Raw genomic sequence first — 19,225 nt, forward strand, 5'->3', positions numbered from 1 at the left:
GCCAGCTATTAGTCAATCAATCGTCTTGTTCTTGAAAATTTATCTTCATTTAAATTTGCACCATTAATTAATTTAATTGTTATAATACCCCTTATAAAACTTGTTAAATAAAGAGAGTAAATGTGAACGAAGTTGATTTTTCACCGATTAAGGATGAACTGTTTACCATAGGTGATTATCTACGGTTTGCCACCAGTGAATTTAATCAAGCCGAGCTTTTTTTTGGTCACGGTACTAATAATGCGTGGCATGAAGCTATTACTTTAGTGATGTTCGCTTTAAACTTGCCAGTAGAACTAAATGAACAAGTGTTTAATTGTCGTTTAACATCCACTGAAAAATCAGCGGTATTGGCCTTAATTGAACGCCGTATCGTCGAACAACTGCCGGCTGCATACTTAACTAATCATGCTCAATTTGTTGGCTTACCCTTTTATGTTGATGAGCGGGTTTTAGTACCACGTTCACCTATTGGTGAATTAATAGAGCAACACTTTTCGTCAAATTTTTCACCAGAAAATCCACCTAAACGTATTCTTGATTTATGTACGGGAAGCGGCTGTATTGCCATTGCTTGCGCTGTAGCATTTCCTGAATCCGAGGTTGATGCGCTCGATTTATCAATTGATGCATTAAATGTTGCACAAATTAATATTGAAAATCATGGTTTAACAGAACAAGTTATTCCAATTCAATCTGACGTTTTTTCTGGGGTTGAGGGGCTAAGTTATGATTTAATCGTAACTAATCCACCTTATGTTGATCAAGAAGACGTTGACGCATTACCGCAAGAATACTTACATGAGCCAGAAATGGGCTTAGGTTCGGGTGTCGATGGCTTAGATATTGTTCGTGAAATTCTTGCTCAAGCGGCGAGTCATTTAAATGAGAACGGTGTTTTAATTTGTGAAGTAGGTAATTCTCAAATTCATGTTGAGCATGTTTATCCACAGGTGCCTTTTACGTGGTTAACCTTTAAAAATGGTGGTCATGGTGTATTTATGTTGACTAAAGAACAGTTAACAAGCCATCAAAATAGTTTTACGCAAGCATTTGAACAAAAGTAATTCAGCTTATTTACCGTAATCGTGTATTCAAATAATAGAGAGAAGATATATTCATGTCAGGCAATACCTTTGGAAAATTATTTACCGTAACATCATTTGGTGAAAGCCATGGTTTAGGCTTAGGTGCAATTATTGATGGTTGTCCGCCAGGACTCGCCTTATCAGAAGCTGACTTACAAGATGATCTTGACCGTCGTCGTCCTGGCACTTCTCGTTATACTACGGCACGTCGTGAAGCCGATCAGGTTAAAATAATGTCGGGTGTTTTTGAAGGCAAAACCACAGGAACGCCTATTGGGCTGTTAATTGAAAATACCGATCAACGTTCAAAAGATTATGGAAATATCGCGCAAAGCTTTCGTCCAGGTCATGCCGATTATACCTATTGGCAAAAATATGGTATTCGTGACTATCGTGGCGGGGGAAGATCGTCAGCACGTGAAACAGCTATGCGAGTTGCCGCAGGCGCCGTAGCTAAAAAGTACTTAAAAGAAAAATTTAATGTTGAAATTCAGGGGTGTGTTACCCAAATAGGTGATGTTTACGCAACTAAAATTGATTGGGATATTGTAGAAAATAATCCATTTTTCTTTCCTGACGAAACTAAACTTGAAACCTTAGACGAATTATTGCGTGGTATTATTCGTGAAAAGGATTCCATTGGCGCTAAAATAATGGTGCGAGCCACTAACGTTCCTGTTGGTTTAGGTGAACCTATTTTTGATCGAATGGACGCTGATATCGCTCATGCGCTTATGGGCATAAATGCTGTTAAAGGTGTTGAAATTGGTGATGGTTTTGCTGTCGTCAATCAAAGAGGCTCAGAGCACCGCGATGAGTTAACACCTGAGGGTTTTGCAAGTAACCACAGTGGAGGCATTTTAGGCGGAATTTCATCAGGACAAAGTATTGTTGCAAATATTGCGATGAAACCAACTTCAAGTATTGGTGTTAGTGGTAAAACCATTGATTTAGATGGTAAAGCGACTGACTTAGTAACTAGAGGTCGCCATGACCCTTGTGTGGGTATTCGTGCGGTTCCTATTGCTGAAGCTATGTTAGCACTAACCTTGATGGATCATTTTTTACGTCATCGCGGACAAAATGCTGATGTTGTTTGCGTAACACCTGATATTGAAGCTTAAGTAGTGTTTATAATTAAAAACCAAAAGTGATGACATCAGTCAAGTTTGTCAGGCTGTCTTCGAGTTACTTTTGGTATTTTGCTATTTTAGGCTTGATCATTCCCTTCCTACCTGTTTTTCTTGATGCTAAAAGCTTTAGCTCAATTGAAATAGGTGAAATTCTGGCTATTATTACAGCCACTAAAATTATTGGTCCAACTTTTTGGGCTTTTGCCGCCGATAAATCAGGTAAACAATTAGCCATTATTCGCAGTGGAGCCTTGTTGGCATTATTGAGTTTTTCATTACTTTTTTGGCTAAACGGTTATTGGCCTGTTGTTTTTTGTTTAGCGATTTTTAGCTTGTTCTGGACCGCTGTTTTACCTCAGCTTGAAGTGCTTACTCTTAACTCCATTAGACGTAGTGCTAAAATTTATGCGCGCATACGCTTATGGGGCAGTATCGGTTTTATTTTCTTAGCTGTGATAGCAGGGGATTTAATTGAACGATATTCCGCAGATGCTTTTACCTATTTAGGTGTAATGGTGCTGGCGGGACTATTTCTTTCAAGCATGAAACTCACCCCTGCAAAAAAGACTAAGAATCCTGTGCAGCAGGTCGAAAAAATTAGTGATAAAATATTCAGTCGCTCATTTATATTCTTTTTTCTTGCTGGCCTGATGTTACAAATGAGTTTTGGTCCTTATTATGGTTTTTTTGCCCTCTACCTTCGAGAGCTCGGTTATCCAGGATTTGCGGTTGGTATCTTTATTACCATCTCGGTATTGGCTGAAATTCTTATTTTTATCTATGCGAGTATATTCTTTCGATACTTCCGACTAAAAACCTTGCTGGCCATCAGTATATTACTCACCTCGTTACGTTGGTTTATGACGGGTAGTTTTGCCGATGTCATTTGGGTACTTGTTTTAGTACAGTGCATACATGCGCTGAGTTTTGGTTTGTACCATAGTGTTTCTATCCAATTTATCCATCAACATTTTAATCACGACCAACAAAATCGTGGCCAAGCTATTTATATCGGTGGTGTTTATGGTCTAGGTGGTGCGATTGGCGCTTATATTGCTGGTATCGTTTGGCAAGGAGGGCAAGGCAGTGAACTTGCCTATAATCTAGCGGCTTCTGCGGCATTTATTGGCTTTGTGTTAGTGTTATTTATGCAAGATAGGCAACAAGTCAATGTCAATGGTTAAGCCCTAAACGCGCTGTCACCCTTTATATCTTTTTGAACTCTATATATTTGTCAGCCTAGTGGTTAATCACTAGGCTGACATTCATCTTTCTTAATTAATTAACATTTAAAAGAATCGGCTCTCCTAACCCTAATGCCTTTAAACGTGGTAGTTGTGATTTTGCATCACCTACCACTAAGTAAATCATTTGTTGATGGTGTAAATGTTGATTGGCTAAAGACTTGACGTTAGCCAAAGTTAAGCTTTGAACTGATTTTGCTCGTGCTAATACATAGTTTATCGGCAAGTTGTATTGGCTAATATTTTCTAACATGGTCAGTTTAGCGTTATATGTTTCGAATTTTCTCGCATTACTCTTTAAATAATAGCTTTGAGTGGTTGCTAAATCTTGCTCAGTAAAATCAGTTTGATAATTTTCTACCAGCGATTTTATTAATGCTGTAGCCTCTAATGTGACATTGGTGCGCACACCACTGCTAATGATAAACTCGCCACTTGATTTTCTGCCACTAAAACTTGAACGCACGCCGTAGGTATAACCTTTTCCTTCACGTAATTCTTGGGTGAGTTTTGAAGCGAAACTACCACCGCCTAAAATATAATTCATCACTTGAGCACTATAGAAATCTTTATGCATAGCATTTAAGGCTGGTAAGCCAATTCTCAACTGCGATTGCTTAGCATCGGGCACATCATAGAAATATAGGGTTGATGCTGTGGGTAGCGCTGCGGGTAACATCTTAGGCAAAACAGCCTTAGTATTAAGCCAATTATTTTCTAATTTTTTAAAAGCCGTTAATACGCTTGTTTCATCGATATCGCCAACAATATGAATATCCGTTAAATTTGGCGACAGTTTTGTTTGATAAAATATTTTTAAATCAGCTAAAGTGACTTCCTCAACAGACAATAATGTCCCTAATAAGTTATTCGATAAAATATGATTTTTACCATAAAGTAATTTATTCATTTGGTTATTAGCCAATTGGTTGGGGTTGGTTTGCTGTTGTATTATTTGACTAATAATATCTTGCTTGGTGAGAGTAAACTCTTTTTCATCCCAGCGAGGCGCTAAAAGCATCTCTGTGATCAAGTCGACAGTTGCTTGATAATTTCTTGCTAAAGTACTGGCTGACAGTTTTATTGACTCTTGAGTCGCATAAATACTAATGGTAGCGCCAAGTTTATTAATCGCTTCTTCTAGTTGTTGAGGACTTTTATACTTAGTCCCTTTATTCATCATTTCAGCGACCAAGTTGGCGACACCAACTTTTTGTATATTATCAAGTAATAAGCCACCAGCAAACGTTATCTCAAGCTGTACTAAAGGGACTTCGCTATTTTTTATCCCGTAAAAATGTAGCCCATTGCTTAACTGACTTTGCCAAACGGTAGGTACCGATAGCGTTGGGGCTTCACCATATTTAGGTTCACTGGCTCGATTGAAACTTGAAGGTGTATTTACATAACGTGATTGCTGGCCAGCATCAAAACTTTGTTCGGCATTAGCGACAATTTTTTCTTCAATGATTTGTGCTTTTATAGAGTTTTTTAATGCCAAGTTTTTTTGACCTCTCGGTACAAAGCTGGTGGCAACAAAACTTTTGTCTTTAATATATTGATGATAAACACGTAAAACATCTGCTTTGTTGACGGCTAAAATATTTTTAGCTTCTTGGTTAATAAAACCAGGATCTTGAGTAAAGATATTATATTGTGCTAATTTAAAGCCTTTACCTAATACACTTGAAAGCCCACGATAGAAGGCTGTTTCTTGACCTGCCTTAATCGTAGCAAGATCTTCATCACTAAAACCTTTTGTTTCAAACTCGTTCAGTGCTTGACTAATTGCTTGGTCAATCTGGTTTAAGTCAGTTTTCTCAAAGCCTCTTACCTTTACCATTAATTGGCCAGCCAACTCTGATTGGTAGTGATACATGGTTACTCGAGAGGTCAAGGTTAATTCATCAATTAGCTTTTTATTGAGTAAGGCTTTCTTACCCTCACTGAGCAATTGAACTAAAACATTTAATGCGTAACTGTCTGAGTGATATTGTGGGACTGTTGGCCAAGTTAGGCTGAGTTCGGGTAACTTAGCAAAATTATCTTCATGATAAATTTTCTTGGTTGTTGTTAGATTTGCCGCTTGCTTGGCAAGGGGCGTTATTTCATTACCCGCCTTAATCTCATCAAAATACTGATGTACCCAAGCTTTTGCTTGTGCTTCATCAAAGTCACCGGCAATAACCAAGGTAACATTATTGGGTACATACCAGCTTTTAAAGAAATCTTTAACATCTTGAAGTGTTGAGTTTTGTAAATCAGATAATGAACCAATCACTTGCCAGTTGTATGGGTGACTCTCTGGATAAAGATTTTTATCAATAACATACTGTGTATGACCATAAGGTCGGTTGTCATAACTTTGTCTTTTTTCATTTTTAACCACTTGTTTTTCTTTGGCGAGTACTTCTTCGGTCACCGTATTAATAAAAAACCCTAGTTTGTCAGCTTCAGCCCAGATCATTTTTTCTAAAGCATCATTGGGGACAGTTTGATAGTAATTTGTTCTATCGCGGCTAGTGGAGCCGTTTGCACCCGAGCCGCCAATACGGGCACTCATTTTGTCTAACCCACCTTTACCCAGATTTTCAGACTCAAGAAAGAGCAAATGTTCAAATAAATGAGCAAAGCCTGTTCGTCCTTGTGTTTCACGAGCAGATCCAACATGTGCCGTTAATGCAACAGCAACAACTGGGTCTGAGCGGTCTATATGAAGTACAACTTCTAAGCCGTTAGCTAAGACGAACTTGCTATATTCAATATTGATGGCGTTATCAACCACATCAGTCTGATCAGATGGTTGGCTGATTTTTACTGAGTTAATTGATTTTTCTGCTGTATTACAGCCAGTGTTCGCAAGAACAGTTAATAATGAAAAGCTTAGCGCTGCCCACTTCATGAGAGAAACCTTATTTTAATGATTAAATAAATATTGCTGATATTGTGCCTTTTATTTATCCAAACACCAATAAAAGTAACGTTACAAAGTAAATTTAATGTTAATAAGTATTACCAAGGTATAAAAAAAGCGCCGTAAGCGCTTCTTTCAAATCTATTTATCTAAATGGTGACTATTTATTTAACGCTTCACCTAAGTGAGGGCGGATATCTTTTAGAATAGTTTTTAATAAACGTGGACAAGCAGCAACAATATTACCTGAAACAGTATGGTTGTGATCGCCAACGAAATCAGTGACTAAACCACCGGCTTCAATAATTAATAATTCACCAGCAGCAGATTCCCAAGGTTTTAAACCAATTTGGAAATATCCGTCAACACGTCCGGCAGCGACATAAGCTAAATCTAAAGCTGGAGAGCCCGAGCTGCGAAGATCTGATGATTTAGTAAATAATGTTTTAAACATTTCTAAGTAAGCGTTGCTGTGTTGCTTGTGCTTAAATGGGAAACCTGTGGCAACAATGGCACCAGAGAGTTCTTTATGTTGTTTTACGCGAATACGAAAGCCATTAAGTTGTGCGCCTTTACCACGACTAGCAGTAAAAAGTTCACCGCGAGAAGGATCAAAGATGATGGCTTGATCTAATTTACCTTTGACTTTCAAAGCAATAGACACTGAAAAATGTGGAATGCCTTTAATAAAGTTCGTTGTACCGTTTATTGGATCAATAACCCACTGGAAGTCGTCATCTTTTCCTTTGATCACACCACATTCTTCACCAATAATTGTATGGTTAGGGTATGATTTTTTTAATGTTTCAATAATGGCTTCTTCAGCGCTTAGGTCAGCACTAGTGACAAAATCATTTGTCCCTTTTGCTTGAACTTCAACTTTATCTAATTGTTCGATGGCACGAACAATAACTTTACCTGCGTTACGCGCAGCGCGAATACCAATATTAAGCATAGGATGCATATAGAGACTACCTTTTACATATTTGTAAATAGAATTAAACAGTATAACAACTTTTATAAAGAACGAGGCTTGCCGCCGAGCGGATTTTCAAGCGCGAAAATTATAGCAAAGTTATCGGTAATTAGCGACATTGTTTTTTATATAAAATATCAAAGAAAAAATTTCATAGATGTTTAATAACTAACACATAATTTTTCGCACTAACCATTCTCAATAAATTTGATGATTTTTTCTCAGCACAAGGTTAATGTTCTATGATAATATTATTATCAATTTTAGCCATCTAGATAGTTAATACCAGTAGGTATAATTTATTTTATAAATTAACTATAAATTGAGTAATTTAAGATAATGTCAGAGCAATCATCACTTTTAAGTAATGTTCGGATTGTATTAGTTAATACTTCCGATTGTCGTAATATTGGTTCAGCCGCACGCGCCATGAAAACAATGGGGCTAAGTGAACTTATATTAGTTGATCCTATTGAAATGCCAAATGGTCAAGCACAAGCTTTAGCAGCAGGGGCTACTGATGTACTAAAAAATGCCAAGGTTGTTGCTACTTTAGCGGAAGCTATTAGTGATTGTGGTTTAGTCGTTGGTACCAGTGCACGTTCTCGTACTTTACCTTGGCCAATGTTGGAGCCAAGAGGCTGTGGAGAAAAACTTGTCGAAGAAGCCTATAACTTTCCAGTTGCTTTAGTTTTTGGTCGTGAGAGCAGTGGTTTAACTAACGACGAATTACAACTTTGTCATTTTCATGTGCAAATTCCAGCAAACCCTGATTACAGTTCGTTGAACTTAGCGATGGCGGTTCAAACCTTAAGTTATGAAGTGCGGACTAGTTTTTTAATTGATCAACAAAAAGCATTTCAAACGAAAGGCGAAAATTTAAGTAAAAATTTACCAAAAAAGACGCTTGATGAAGACGAGTATCCGATTATGGACGAAACTGAGCGCTTTTATCAACATTTTGAAGATGCTTTAAAAGAAACTGGCTTTATAACGCCGAGTCATCCAGGTTTAGTGATGACTAAGTTACGCCGCTTATTCAATCGCGCCCGTCCCGATGTTAAAGAAGTCAAAATGATGCGTGGAATTTTAGCTTCAGTGCAAAGAGCCGCTAAAGCTAATAATAAAGAAGCAAACAAAGAATAATAAAAGTAAGCAATCATACCCGTTTCGTGCAAAGTGCCTTCTAAATTCAGCATGTTGGCCGATAACGGGTATATATTGGTACTTGCCTTAACCAATATATAGAAGGATAGAAATATGTTCAGCCGTATCAGAGAAGATATTAAAAGTGTCTTTGATAGAGATCCCGCCGCTCGAAATACACTAGAAGTTCTCACCAATTATCCTGGTATGCATGCCATTTGGATCCATCGCTTGAGCCATAAGTTGTGGAAAAATAACTGGTATTTACTTGCGCGTAGCTTATCTACATTTTCACGTTGGTTAACTGGTGTTGAAATTCATCCAGGAGCAACACTTGGACGTCGTTTTTTTATTGACCATGGCATGGGGATCGTTATTGGTGAAACCGCTGAGATTGGCAACGATGTTACCTTGTATCACGGTGTTACTCTGGGAGGCACAAGCTGGAATGCCGGTAAACGTCATCCAACATTAGAAGACAACGTGGTTATCGGTGCAGGAGCTCAGGTCCTTGGCCCCATTACTATCGGTAAAGGCGGTAAAGTTGGCTCAAACTCTGTGGTGGTGAAAGATGTGCCTGCTAATGCAACAGCTGTTGGTATTCCAGCACGTATTGTTAATGAAAAAAGCCAGTCAGAAAAAGAACAACGTGACCAAGTGGCTAAAAAGTTTGGTTTCGATGCCTATGCGGTATCTGCAGATAATCCTGATCCTGTCGCTAAAGCCATTGGTCGAGTACTTGATCATATGCACTTAATGGATAAAAAAGTCGCTGATTTATGTAAAGAAGTCAATCATCTTGGTGGTGAAGTATGTCTAGAGGATTTACCCGAGCTACGAGTTGGCGAATTTATTGAAGATGAAATAGCGGCGGCTAAACGTCGAGAAAAACGTGTAGAGTCATTTGATCCTGAAATATAATAGAAAATAATTGATGAGTTAACTGATGTTTGTCCCTATCAAACTTAGGTATCGCGCTATTAATTGCTTGTTTTTACAACAGGTGTAGAATACTTGAGTAAAACAGTCGGGTATTTAGTTGACTATTTTATAAGGTTATGTAAAATTGATAACGATTCGACAGGGGCACACAATGAAACTGACTTCAAAAGGGCGTTACGCTGTAACTGCTATGTTAGATGTAGCAATACATGCAGTAACTGGACCCGTACCTTTAGCCGATATTTCAGAGCGACAGGGGATCTCGTTGTCATATTTAGAACAACTATTCTCTCGGTTAAGAAAATATGGTTTAGTAAATAGTATTAGAGGTCCTGGCGGAGGTTATCGCTTAGGGATGTGTTCTGCAGAAATTTCGATTGCTGATGTTATCAATGCTGTTGATGAATCTATTAAAGCGACGAGATGTGACGGTAAAGGTAATTGCCAAAACGGTGACGAATGCTTAACCCATACGTTGTGGGAAGGTTTAAGTGACCGAATCGAAGATTTTTTAAAAAACATAACGTTGGCCGAACTTGTTGAGCAACGCAATGTGAAATTAGTGTCTAGACGACAAGACAAAGCACATGCGCGAGCAAACAAAGTTATGCCGTCATTAGAAACATTAATTAAAACCAAGAATATTATGCACGACATGCACTAAATGCGTGTTGTTAAACTGGAGAACGTTAGCGAATGAAGCTTCCTATTTATTTTGATTACTCAGCTACAACACCTGTAGACAAACGTGTTGCAGAAAAAATGATGCAGTATATGACTACTGACGGTTTTTACGGTAACCCTGCATCTCGTTCACACAAATTTGGCTGGCAAGCTGAAGAAGCGGTTGATATTGCACGAAATCAAGTCGCAGAGCTTATTAATGCCGACCCTCGTGAGATTGTTTTTACCTCAGGAGCTACCGAGTCAAATAACCTAGCCATTAAAGGCGCTGCCAACTTTTATCGTAAAAAAGGTAAGCACGTTATTACCTGTAAAACAGAGCATAAGGCTGTTTTAGATACTTGTCGCGAACTAGAGCGTCAAGGTTTTGAAGTGACTTATTTAGATCCTGAGAGCAGTGGTTTGATTGATCTTGATAAATTAGCAGCAGCTATGCGTGATGACACTATATTAGTTAGCATTATGCATCTTAATAATGAAATTGGTGTTATTCAAGACGTCGCTGCAATCGGCGAAATGTGTCGAGCACGTAAAATTGTTTTTCATGTTGATGGTGCACAAAGTGTTGGCAAAATCGAAGTAGACATGGAAAAGTTGAAAATTGATTTAATGTCAATTTCAGCACATAAATTCTATGGTCCAAAAGGTATGGGCGCTATGTATGTACGTCGTAAGCCTCGTATTCGTCTTGAAGCTCAAATGCATGGCGGAGGACACGAACGCGGTATGCGTAGTGGTACATTGCCAACGCATCAAATCGTTGGTTTAGGTGAAGCTTGCCGTATTGCCAAAGAAGAAATTACTCAAGACATCGCTCACGTAACTGAAATGCGTGATCGTTTATGGGCTGGCTTGAACACCATGGAACAAGTTTTTGTTAACGGAGATTTTGATAATCGTTATCCGGGTAACTTAAACGTAAGTTTTAACTTTGTTGAAGGTGAGTCTTTGATTATGGCGCTTAAAGATTTAGCGGTTTCTTCTGGCTCAGCATGTACTTCAGCTAGTTTAGAGCCTTCGTATGTTCTACGTGCTTTAGGTTTAAATGACGAAATGGCACATAGCTCAATTCGTTTTAGCTTTGGCCGTTTTACCACGACTGAAGAAGTAGACTACGCGATTACACTTATTCAAAAATCAATTGGGCATTTACGTGATATGTCACCACTTTGGGAAATGTTCCAAGACGGTATTGATCTAGACTCAATTGAATGGGCTGCTCACTAAGCATCCCCACTAAAAATTTTACTGATGAGCGGGCATTTTGTTTCGTTCATCGCTATTAGGAGAGAAATCATGGCTTATTCAGAAAAAGTAATTGATCACTATGAAAACCCACGTAATGTTGGCTCAATGGATAAAAACGATCCACAAGTAGCAACAGGAATGGTTGGCGCACCGGCATGTGGTGACGTAATGAAGTTACAACTAAAAATCAACGCTGACGGTATTATTGAAGACGCTAAATTTAAAACTTATGGTTGTGGTTCTGCAATTGCATCAAGTTCATTAGTGACTGAATGGGTAAAAGGTAAGTCAATTGACGAAGCAGGGAAAATTAAAAATACTGCTATTGCCGAAGAGCTTGCTTTACCGCCTGTAAAAATTCATTGCTCTATTTTAGCTGAAGATGCTATCAAAGCAGCGATTGAAGATTACCGCAGTAAAACTGTTTAAACATCGGAGTTATTTATGAGTGTTACAATGACGAAAGACGCAGCAGACCGTGTTCAGTCATTTATTACCAATCGAGGCAAAGGTCTCGGTTTACGTCTTGGTATTAAAACAACGGGATGTTCTGGTTTAGCTTATGTGATGGAATTTGTTGATGAGTTAAATGAAGATGATACGTTGTTTTCAATCTCTGATGTGAATATCATTATCGATGGAAAAAGTTTAGTTTACCTTGACGGTATTGAAGTTGATTTTGTTAAGGAAGGTCTAAACGAAGGTTTTAAATTCACAAACCCGAATGCCAAAGGCGAGTGTGGTTGTGGTGAAAGCTTTAACGTTTAATACCAAGTCTCTAAGCCTTTTAAATATTGCTGAGTAGCAAATAACTTGGTCGCGGTGGTATATATTTTGTGAACGACTTAATGTTAAGTCGTTCGCTGGAGTTTTTGTGAATTATTTTCAGATTTTCGGTTTTACAGAGCAATATGAACTCAATGTTCATAAATTAGCTGATATTTACCAAACACTACAAAAAAAAGTACATCCAGACAAGTTCGCTCATGCTTCTAGTCAAGAGCAATTAGTCGCCGTTAAAAGATCCACCTTAATTAATGATGCCTATCAAACACTAAAACATCCCTTAAAACGTGCACAATATCTATTAACATTGCGAGAAAGTGATCAGCCAAATGAACAAGCTTCATTTAGTGATAACAGTTTTTTAATGCGCCAAATGGAATTACATGAAATGCTTGACGATGTTAAGCATGCTGACGACCATGAAGCTGCCATTCTAAGTTATGCTGCAGTATTAAATACCGGCTTTGAAGAACTCGCTTTAGAGATGCATACCTTGCTTGATGAAAACACCATCCAGTCAAACTTATTGGCGGGTGATAAATTACGAAAGTTAAAGTTTTATCAAAAGTTACGTGTCGATCTCGATAAATTAGAAGATCAACTTTTCAATGACGACTGATCGTTAGTTCATATGAATTTTAGTTTAATAAAATAACAGCAAATCGATGTTTTTTTATTTACAATGAAATATCATACCGCCCGTTAATCGTAATCGAATATAAAAGAGTCTAAAAATGGCGTTATTACAAATAGCTGAACCTGGCCAAAGCACGGTTCCTCATGAACATCGCCTCGCCGCAGGTATTGATTTAGGTACAACTAACTCTCTTATCGCCAGCGTTAAAAGTGGTTTATCTGAAACCTTAGTTGATGACGAAGGTCGAGATATATTACCCTCAGTGGTGAGTTACCAAGCGAATGAAGTCTTGGTAGGCCATGCTGCTAAAGCACATTCGGTAAGTGATCCAGAAAATACAATTGTCTCAGCTAAACGCCTAATTGGTCGTTCATTAGCTGATATCCGCAAAAAATACCCTTCACTGCCATATTCCTTTTCAGGTGACGAAAGTCATCCGAGCATCACTACACGTACTGGCGAAGTAAACCCAGTGCAAGTATCGGCAGAGATATTAAAAAGCTTAAAGCAACGTGCTGAACATACATTAGGTGGTGAGTTGACCGGTGTTGTTATCACTGTGCCTGCTTACTTTGATGATGCCCAGCGCCACAGTACCAAAGATGCGGCAAAACTTGCCGACCTTAAAGTTTTACGTTTACTTAATGAGCCTACTGCGGCTGCGGTCGCTTATGGTTTAGACAGTGGCAAAGAAGGTATTGTTGCCGTTTATGATTTAGGCGGTGGCACCTTTGATATCTCAGTATTACGTCTCAATAAAGGTGTCTTTGAAGTATTAGCGACCGGTGGTGATTCAGCGCTAGGTGGTGATGACTTTGACAATCTTCTTGTTGACCACATTATCGAACAGACGGGTTTGCAACGACCATTGTCAGCAACAACAGAGCGTCAATTGTTACAGCAGGCCTGTTACGTTAAAGAACAACTTACAGAAAATGAAGTTATTAATTTCTCATTAACGCTAGAAAATGGTGATGAAAAACATGGTGAAGTTAATCGTGTGATGTTTGAATCTTTAATCAATACCTTAGTAACTAAAACATTACGTGCCTGTCGACGCGCATTAAAAGATGCTGATATTAGTGTTGATGAAGTCATTGAAGTGGTGATGGTTGGTGGTTCAACACGTGTTCCTATCGTTCGCCAACAGGTTGAAAAATATTTTAATCGCTTACCGTTAACGTCTATTGACCCCGATAAAGTGGTTGCCATTGGCGCTGCGATTCAAGCCGATATTTTGGCGGGTAATAAGCCCGACAGCGATATTTTGTTACTTGATGTTATTCCTTTATCACTCGGCCTAGAAACGATGGGTGGATTGGTTGAAAAAGTTATTCCTAGAAATACGACAATTCCTGTTGCTAAAGCACAAGAGTTTACGACCTTTAAAGATGGCCAAACGGCTATGGCTGTTCATGTGTTGCAAGGTGAACGTGAGCTTGTTGAAGATTGTCGTTCGTTAGCTCGATTTGAATTGCGTGGTATCCCAGCGATGACTGCTGGTGCTGCTCATATTCGTGTTACGTTTAAAGTTGACGCTGACGGTTTATTAGAAGTGTCAGCCATGGAGAAGTCAACAGGGATTGAAACAGGTATCACGGTGAAGCCCTCTTTTGGTTTAGAAGAGCAGGAAATTACTCAAATGCTCAGAGATTCAATGAGCAATGCTCAGCAAGATATACAAGCGCGTATGTTGAAAGAACAACAAGTTGAAGCCTCACGAGTTATTGAATCAGTACAATCGGCACTGATTAATGACAGCGCATTACTAAATCATGACGAAATTACCACAATAAACAATGCAATAACCGCTTTAGCGAAGATTGCCCAAAGCACGGTTGCCGATGATATTGAAGCAGCTATTGAAATATTAAATGAAAGTACCGCTATTTTTGCTGAACGTCGTATGGATTCTTCGATAAAAACAGCACTAGCAGGACATTCAGTAGACGAAGTTTAAAAACTTTTAGGAGCTAAGAAAATGGCGAAAATTATATTCCTTCCTAACGAAGACTTATGCCCAGATGGTGCAGTGGTTGAGGCAGAAAAAGGTGAAAGTGTACTTAATGTTGCACTGCGTAATGATATTGGCGTTGAGCATGCTTGTGAAAAAGTATGTGCTTGTACTACTTGTCATATGATCATACGTGAAGGTTTTGATTCAATTGCAGAAAGTGATGAACTTGAAGATGACATGCTAGATAGAGCTTGGGGATTAGAGCCTGAGTCTCGTTTAGGCTGTCAAGCGCTTGTTGGTGATGAAGACCTAGTTGTTGAAATCCCAAAATATACGGTCAATATGGTTTCTGAAAACCACTAGTCATTTTTCTCAATTTGATAGATAGGGCAGTAACATGTTAATGTTACTGCCCTTTTTTGTTGTAGCACCCTATAACTATTTTTTAGGGGGGACTTTAGTCAACCTTTCCGTACGGCTAAATCAACTGTATTACTGAGATAAATAGACAGGACATTAAAAATTTGCTCTACTCACCATAAATATTTACGTGTTGTAATCGCTCAATAATAGTCAATATATTTTAAAAATAACTTTAGGCATAATGAATTTGTCCGAACTATCTAAATCAGAAACGATAAAAAGCTTAACCATCACTAATCAGTTTGCGACTGATATATTGTTATTAAATACCCCAAGTGAAATTTGGCAATATTTAGCTCAAAATATTGTCGAAAAATTAGGTTTTGAAGATGCCGTTATTTACACTTTAGATTCAGGGGGGATGACGTTAAGTCGAATGTCGGGCTTTGACAAAAAAAAATCCTTCAATGAGGGTGAAATTAGTACTAGTTCAATAAGAGATACTTCGTCTAACTCTATGATTATACCTTTTAATAAAGGTGTTATAGGGAAAGTTGCTGCGACTAAACAACCGATATTGGTAAAAGATACCCGTGAGTTTGAAAGCTATATTGTTGAGGATGAAACAACTTTATCTGAGTTAGCTGTTCCTATTTTATTTCAGCAGCAATTATTAGGTGTTATTGATTCTGAACATGCCAGAGTTAATTTTTATACTGAGTATCATCTGAAAACACTCACTGCGTTAGCAACAATTACCGCAATGAAAATTTCTCAAATTATTAAAGTCGATGGCCTAGAAGAGGTCATCGAAAATTTAGAGTATGCCAATAAAATTCAAGATGCACTGTTTGAAATAGCAGAAATTATCTTTAAAACTAAAAATATTGATGAGTTTTATCAATATTTGCACCAGTGTATTGGCAGACTGACCTTGGCGAAAAACTTTTTTGTCGCACTATTAAAAGATGATGGTCAAACAATAGATTTTCCTTATGCTATTGATGAGTTTGATGATAGCTCAACGTTTACTAGTATTAATATCGATCCTAATTTTTTAAGTATTACTGGTTATGCGTTAGCTAAAGACCAGCCTTTTCTATTTTATGAAGAAGATATTCAAAAGATGCTTGATGAAAAAGCCATCTATATTCGTGGTAACATCCCCAAAGCCTGGTTAGGAGTGCCTTTTGGTAGTGGGATAAATAAGGGCATAGTTGTCGTACAAAGTTATAGTACTGAATTCTTATTTCAAGAAAAAGACAAACAATTGTTAATGTTTGTTGCTAAGCATATCAATAATGCCATCGAAAGAATGGAGGCTAAACAAAAGTTACAATTTTTAGCCTTACATGATCCTTTAACCAATTTACCGAATCGTTCGCTATTCAAAGACAGAACCCAACATGCATTTTTACATTGCCAGAATAATCGCCAAGACAATATAGCGATATTATTTATTGATGTAGACAGGTTTAAGCAAATTAATGATACTTATGGTCATCATGTTGGCGACAAATTACTGATTGGTATAGCGCAAGCAATAATGACTATATTAAGAAATACTGATACGTTAGCTCGCTTAGGTGGCGATGAATTTGCCATACTACTTGATGGGAAAATTGATTATGAGACTATCTGCCGTATAACTGAAAGTATTCTTGTCGCTACGGCCTCTGCCTTCAATATCGACAGTTTGAATATCTTTAGCAGTGTCAGTATCGGTATAGCGACTTATAACAATTCAAGTGAAAGCGCCGAACAATTATTGATTGATGCCGATCATGCGATGTATCAAGCTAAGTTGAAAGGGCGCAATCAGTATGTTTTCTTCGAAGCGCTCGAAGAACAAAATAAATCAACCAATGTCAAAGTTGAGTATGATTTTGATAATGCGGTTAAAAATTCAGAGTTTGTCGGTAATTACCAACCCTTGATTGATTTTGACAGTGGCAAGGTTATTGGTGCTGAAATACTAGTACGTTGGCAGCATCCTAAATTAGGGCTTTTGTATCCCGATTTTTTTATTCCCATTTTAGAAAAATCAGGTCAGATAGTACAGCTTGATCTTTATATGCTCAAGCTTGCGGTCAGTAAATTAAATTTATGGGTTGACTGGTTACCAAAACAATTTAAATTGAGTGTTAACGTTTCAACATCAGGTTTTGCATCTAAAGACTTTATTGGCTATTTACAAGACCAGCACCTGATATCTGCCGATATTACTGATCGATTATGTGTAGAAATCACTGAAGAAAGCCTCATCCTAAACGTTGACGCGGTCAAAAACCATTTAGACATTTTGAAAAGTATTAATATCTCGGTTGCCCTAGATGATTTTGGAACCGGCTTTTCATCGTTAAGTTATTTGCACCAATTTTCTTTAGACTTTTTAAAAATAGATAAAAGCTTTGTTGACGACTTAAATGCAGTCAATAGTAAGGTCTTGATACTGGAAGCTGTGGTTAATTTAGCTAAATCCTTAAATATTAAAACTACCGCAGAGGGGATTGAAACTGTGGAACAATATCAGAAGCTTAAAGAGATTGGTTGCGATTTAGGCCAAGGATATCATATTGCTAAACCATTACTTGAGAGCGACTTTAAGCGCTTCTTCTTAAACAGAGTAAGCTAAGGTTTGTTGTTAAATTAATATACCTTGACTTTAAGCCTTTCTGTCAATTATAAATAATGTATAAAAATATTAAAGCGCCGGGTACTTTCAATCGTTACCGTTAAATAGGAAATAATATGTGTGATTTACCCTCGGCGGCTGATAAAGCAGCGGCCAAAGAAAAAAAGCATATTGAACGTCAAAAGAAAATTAAAGCTAACGTTGACCAACGAATTGCTCAAGCAACAGAAGAACGTGGTGTTTTTGTAGTAATAACGGGTAATGGCAAAGGTAAAAGTACCTCTGGTTTTGGTACGGTATTGCGTGCTATTGGTCACGGCCAAAAAGCTGGTGTGGTACAGTTTATTAAAGGCACTCAATGGGAATGTGGTGAGATGAATATTCTCAAACAATTCGCTGTTAAGCACCATGTTATGGGAACCGGCTTTACCTGGGAAACACAAAGTACTGAAACTGATGTAGTAGCAGCAAAAGTTGCTTGGCAAAAAAGTAAGGAAATGTTGAGTGATGAAACGCTTGATATTGTTTTACTTGATGAAATGACCTACATGGTGACTTATGGCTATATTGAACTAGACGAAGTCATTGAGGCATTGAATAATAGACCTAAAATGCAGCATGTACTTATAACAGGACGCGCTTGTCATCGCCGTCTAATCGAGTTGGCTGATACTGTATCTGAAGTTCAACCAATTAAGCACGCTTTTAAAGCTGGCGTTAAAGCACAAAAAGGACTTGACTGGTAAAGTAGGTAATCTACTAAAAGCACGGGTCTCGTTATATTATCGACTTAATTAGAAGCTATATGGAAACAATGAATCACGCTTTAGCGACTTAATCTGTTCACGAAACCCCTGTAGTATTATTAACAGTAAACTAAATAGTAATATGCTAATGAACATCCAAATTAACATCAAAAACACCACAAAGCACTATGGCTGGGTCAGTATCTTTTTACACTGGTTCGTTGCGTTAACCGTTATTGGGCTCTTTGCTTTAGGCTACTGGATGGTTGATCTCGATTATTACAATCCTTGGAATAAACAAGGGCCTGATCTTCATAAAAGTATTGGTATACTCTTGTTCTTTGTAATGATTTTTCGTTTTATTTGGCGCAGCGCTCAGATAAAACCAAAAGCGCTTAAAACACATAGCGATACAGAAAAAAAACTTGGACATTTTATGCATGTATTTTTGTATACTGCGCTGTTTATTTTAATGATCTGTGGTTATTTAATTTCTACGGCTGATGGACGTGCAATTGAAGTTTTTCAGTTGATATCAATAATGAGTTTTGGTGAACTGTTTACTAATCAGGAAGACCTTGCCGGTGCGGTGCATAAATATCTTGCTTACCTATTGATGTGTTCTGTTGTTTTACATGCATTAGCAGCGCTAAAGCATCATTTTATCGATAAAGATAACACATTAACAAGAATGCTTGGTTATCAGCGTTTAAACAATCAATAGAC

17 protein-coding genes are annotated in these 19,225 nt (G+C 37.8%); 15 read left to right on the forward strand and 2 right to left on the reverse strand.

Going from position 1 to position 19,225, the window contains the following annotated elements:
• Window positions 1–122: 122 nt before the first annotated feature.
• From prmB to H4J66_RS04515, 3 genes are read left to right on the forward strand one after another with little or no spacing between them, the layout of a single operon-like run.
• On the forward strand, window positions 123–1,067 hold the full coding sequence (gene prmB / locus H4J66_RS04505) for a 50S ribosomal protein L3 N(5)-glutamine methyltransferase (protein ID WP_182171143.1): 945 nt from the start codon (window positions 123–125) through the stop codon (window positions 1,065–1,067).
• A 53-nt stretch (window positions 1,068–1,120) separates the two neighbouring features.
• On the forward strand, window positions 1,121–2,212 hold the full coding sequence (gene aroC / locus H4J66_RS04510; RefSeq protein ID WP_182171146.1) for a chorismate synthase: 1,092 nt from the start codon (window positions 1,121–1,123) through the stop codon (window positions 2,210–2,212).
• A 29-nt stretch (window positions 2,213–2,241) separates the two neighbouring features.
• Window positions 2,242–3,405 (forward strand): MFS transporter, encoded by a 1,164-nt coding sequence (locus tag H4J66_RS04515; RefSeq protein ID WP_182171149.1) that lies wholly within the window; start codon window positions 2,242–2,244, stop codon window positions 3,403–3,405.
• Between the two features lie 94 nt (window positions 3,406–3,499).
• On the opposite strand, the gene H4J66_RS04520 is transcribed toward H4J66_RS04515, so the two are convergent.
• A complete protein-coding gene (locus tag H4J66_RS04520) occupies window positions 3,500–6,367 on the reverse strand; it encodes a pitrilysin family protein (protein WP_182171152.1) in 2,868 nt (955 codons plus the stop codon).
• Between the two features lie 172 nt (window positions 6,368–6,539).
• Window positions 6,540–7,343 carry an inositol-1-monophosphatase gene (suhB, locus tag H4J66_RS04525; protein ID WP_070376083.1) on the reverse strand — a complete coding sequence of 268 codons (804 nt, stop codon included), beginning with the start codon at window positions 7,341–7,343 and terminating at the stop codon, window positions 6,540–6,542.
• Between the two features lie 351 nt (window positions 7,344–7,694).
• Here suhB and trmJ point away from each other — a divergent pair, with 351 nt between their 5' ends.
• The 12 genes from trmJ to H4J66_RS04585 all read left to right on the forward strand — a co-directional run bounded on the left by trmJ (window position 7,695) and on the right by H4J66_RS04585 (window position 19,223).
• Window positions 7,695–8,501, forward strand: coding sequence for a tRNA (cytosine(32)/uridine(32)-2'-O)-methyltransferase TrmJ (gene trmJ / locus H4J66_RS04530; protein ID WP_182171155.1), 807 nt, complete (start codon window positions 7,695–7,697; stop codon window positions 8,499–8,501).
• 114 nt (window positions 8,502–8,615) lie between these two features.
• A complete protein-coding gene (cysE, locus tag H4J66_RS04535; RefSeq protein ID WP_182171158.1) occupies window positions 8,616–9,422 on the forward strand; it encodes a serine O-acetyltransferase in 807 nt (268 codons plus the stop codon).
• Window positions 9,423–9,594: 172 nt separating this feature from the next.
• Window positions 9,595–10,107, forward strand: coding sequence for a Fe-S cluster assembly transcriptional regulator IscR (gene iscR / locus H4J66_RS04540; protein ID WP_182171161.1), 513 nt, complete (start codon window positions 9,595–9,597; stop codon window positions 10,105–10,107).
• Window positions 10,108–10,139: 32 nt separating this feature from the next.
• On the forward strand, window positions 10,140–11,354 hold the full coding sequence (locus tag H4J66_RS04545; RefSeq protein WP_182171164.1) for an IscS subfamily cysteine desulfurase: 1,215 nt from the start codon (window positions 10,140–10,142) through the stop codon (window positions 11,352–11,354).
• 69 nt (window positions 11,355–11,423) lie between these two features.
• Window positions 11,424–11,804, forward strand: a complete 381-nt coding sequence (iscU, locus tag H4J66_RS04550; protein ID WP_182171167.1) for a Fe-S cluster assembly scaffold IscU — start codon at window positions 11,424–11,426, stop codon at window positions 11,802–11,804.
• Between the two features lie 15 nt (window positions 11,805–11,819).
• The gene (gene iscA / locus H4J66_RS04555; protein ID WP_070376089.1) at window positions 11,820–12,143 is read left to right on the forward strand and encodes an iron-sulfur cluster assembly protein IscA; all 324 of its coding nucleotides are present in this window, start codon (window positions 11,820–11,822) and stop codon (window positions 12,141–12,143) included.
• Window positions 12,144–12,249: 106 nt separating this feature from the next.
• Entirely contained in the window at window positions 12,250–12,780 is a 531-nt protein-coding gene (gene hscB, locus H4J66_RS04560) for a Fe-S protein assembly co-chaperone HscB (RefSeq protein WP_182171170.1), read from the forward strand.
• A gap of 115 nt (window positions 12,781–12,895) precedes the next feature.
• Window positions 12,896–14,758 carry a Fe-S protein assembly chaperone HscA gene (hscA, locus tag H4J66_RS04565; RefSeq protein ID WP_182171173.1) on the forward strand — a complete coding sequence of 621 codons (1,863 nt, stop codon included), beginning with the start codon at window positions 12,896–12,898 and terminating at the stop codon, window positions 14,756–14,758.
• Between the two features lie 21 nt (window positions 14,759–14,779).
• Entirely contained in the window at window positions 14,780–15,118 is a 339-nt protein-coding gene (gene fdx, locus H4J66_RS04570) for an ISC system 2Fe-2S type ferredoxin (protein WP_070376092.1), read from the forward strand.
• A 247-nt stretch (window positions 15,119–15,365) separates the two neighbouring features.
• A complete protein-coding gene (locus tag H4J66_RS04575) occupies window positions 15,366–17,753 on the forward strand; it encodes an EAL domain-containing protein (protein WP_182171176.1) in 2,388 nt (795 codons plus the stop codon).
• A 116-nt stretch (window positions 17,754–17,869) separates the two neighbouring features.
• Window positions 17,870–18,499, forward strand: a complete 630-nt coding sequence (cobO, locus tag H4J66_RS04580; RefSeq protein WP_182171179.1) for a cob(I)yrinic acid a,c-diamide adenosyltransferase — start codon at window positions 17,870–17,872, stop codon at window positions 18,497–18,499.
• Between the two features lie 160 nt (window positions 18,500–18,659).
• The gene (locus tag H4J66_RS04585) at window positions 18,660–19,223 is read left to right on the forward strand and encodes a cytochrome b (RefSeq protein WP_182171376.1); all 564 of its coding nucleotides are present in this window, start codon (window positions 18,660–18,662) and stop codon (window positions 19,221–19,223) included.
• The last annotated feature ends 2 nt before the right edge of the window (window positions 19,224–19,225 follow it).

The organism is Colwellia sp. MB3u-55 (assembly GCF_014076785.1).
Lineage (GTDB): Bacteria > Pseudomonadota > Gammaproteobacteria > Enterobacterales > Alteromonadaceae > Colwellia_A.

Bases quoted from the DNA above. Each gene is read 5' to 3' on its own strand.
- hscA (WP_182171173.1), top strand. From the start codon at position 12,896: ATGGCGTTATTACAAATAGCTGAACCTGGCCAAAGCACGGTTCCTCAT.
- H4J66_RS04515 (WP_182171149.1), top strand. From the start codon at position 2,242: ATGACATCAGTCAAGTTTGTCAGGCTGTCTTCGAGTTACTTTTGGTAT.
- suhB (WP_070376083.1), bottom strand. From the start codon at position 7,343: ATGCATCCTATGCTTAATATTGGTATTCGCGCTGCGCGTAACGCAGGT.
- iscA (WP_070376089.1), top strand. From the start codon at position 11,820: ATGAGTGTTACAATGACGAAAGACGCAGCAGACCGTGTTCAGTCATTT.
- trmJ (WP_182171155.1), top strand. From the start codon at position 7,695: ATGTCAGAGCAATCATCACTTTTAAGTAATGTTCGGATTGTATTAGTT.
- iscU (WP_182171167.1), top strand. From the start codon at position 11,424: ATGGCTTATTCAGAAAAAGTAATTGATCACTATGAAAACCCACGTAAT.
- aroC (WP_182171146.1), top strand. From the start codon at position 1,121: ATGTCAGGCAATACCTTTGGAAAATTATTTACCGTAACATCATTTGGT.
- H4J66_RS04520 (WP_182171152.1), bottom strand. From the start codon at position 6,367: ATGAAGTGGGCAGCGCTAAGCTTTTCATTATTAACTGTTCTTGCGAAC.
- H4J66_RS04545 (WP_182171164.1), top strand. From the start codon at position 10,140: ATGAAGCTTCCTATTTATTTTGATTACTCAGCTACAACACCTGTAGAC.
- iscR (WP_182171161.1), top strand. From the start codon at position 9,595: ATGAAACTGACTTCAAAAGGGCGTTACGCTGTAACTGCTATGTTAGAT.
- cysE (WP_182171158.1), top strand. From the start codon at position 8,616: ATGTTCAGCCGTATCAGAGAAGATATTAAAAGTGTCTTTGATAGAGAT.
- cobO (WP_182171179.1), top strand. From the start codon at position 17,870: ATGTGTGATTTACCCTCGGCGGCTGATAAAGCAGCGGCCAAAGAAAAA.
- fdx (WP_070376092.1), top strand. From the start codon at position 14,780: ATGGCGAAAATTATATTCCTTCCTAACGAAGACTTATGCCCAGATGGT.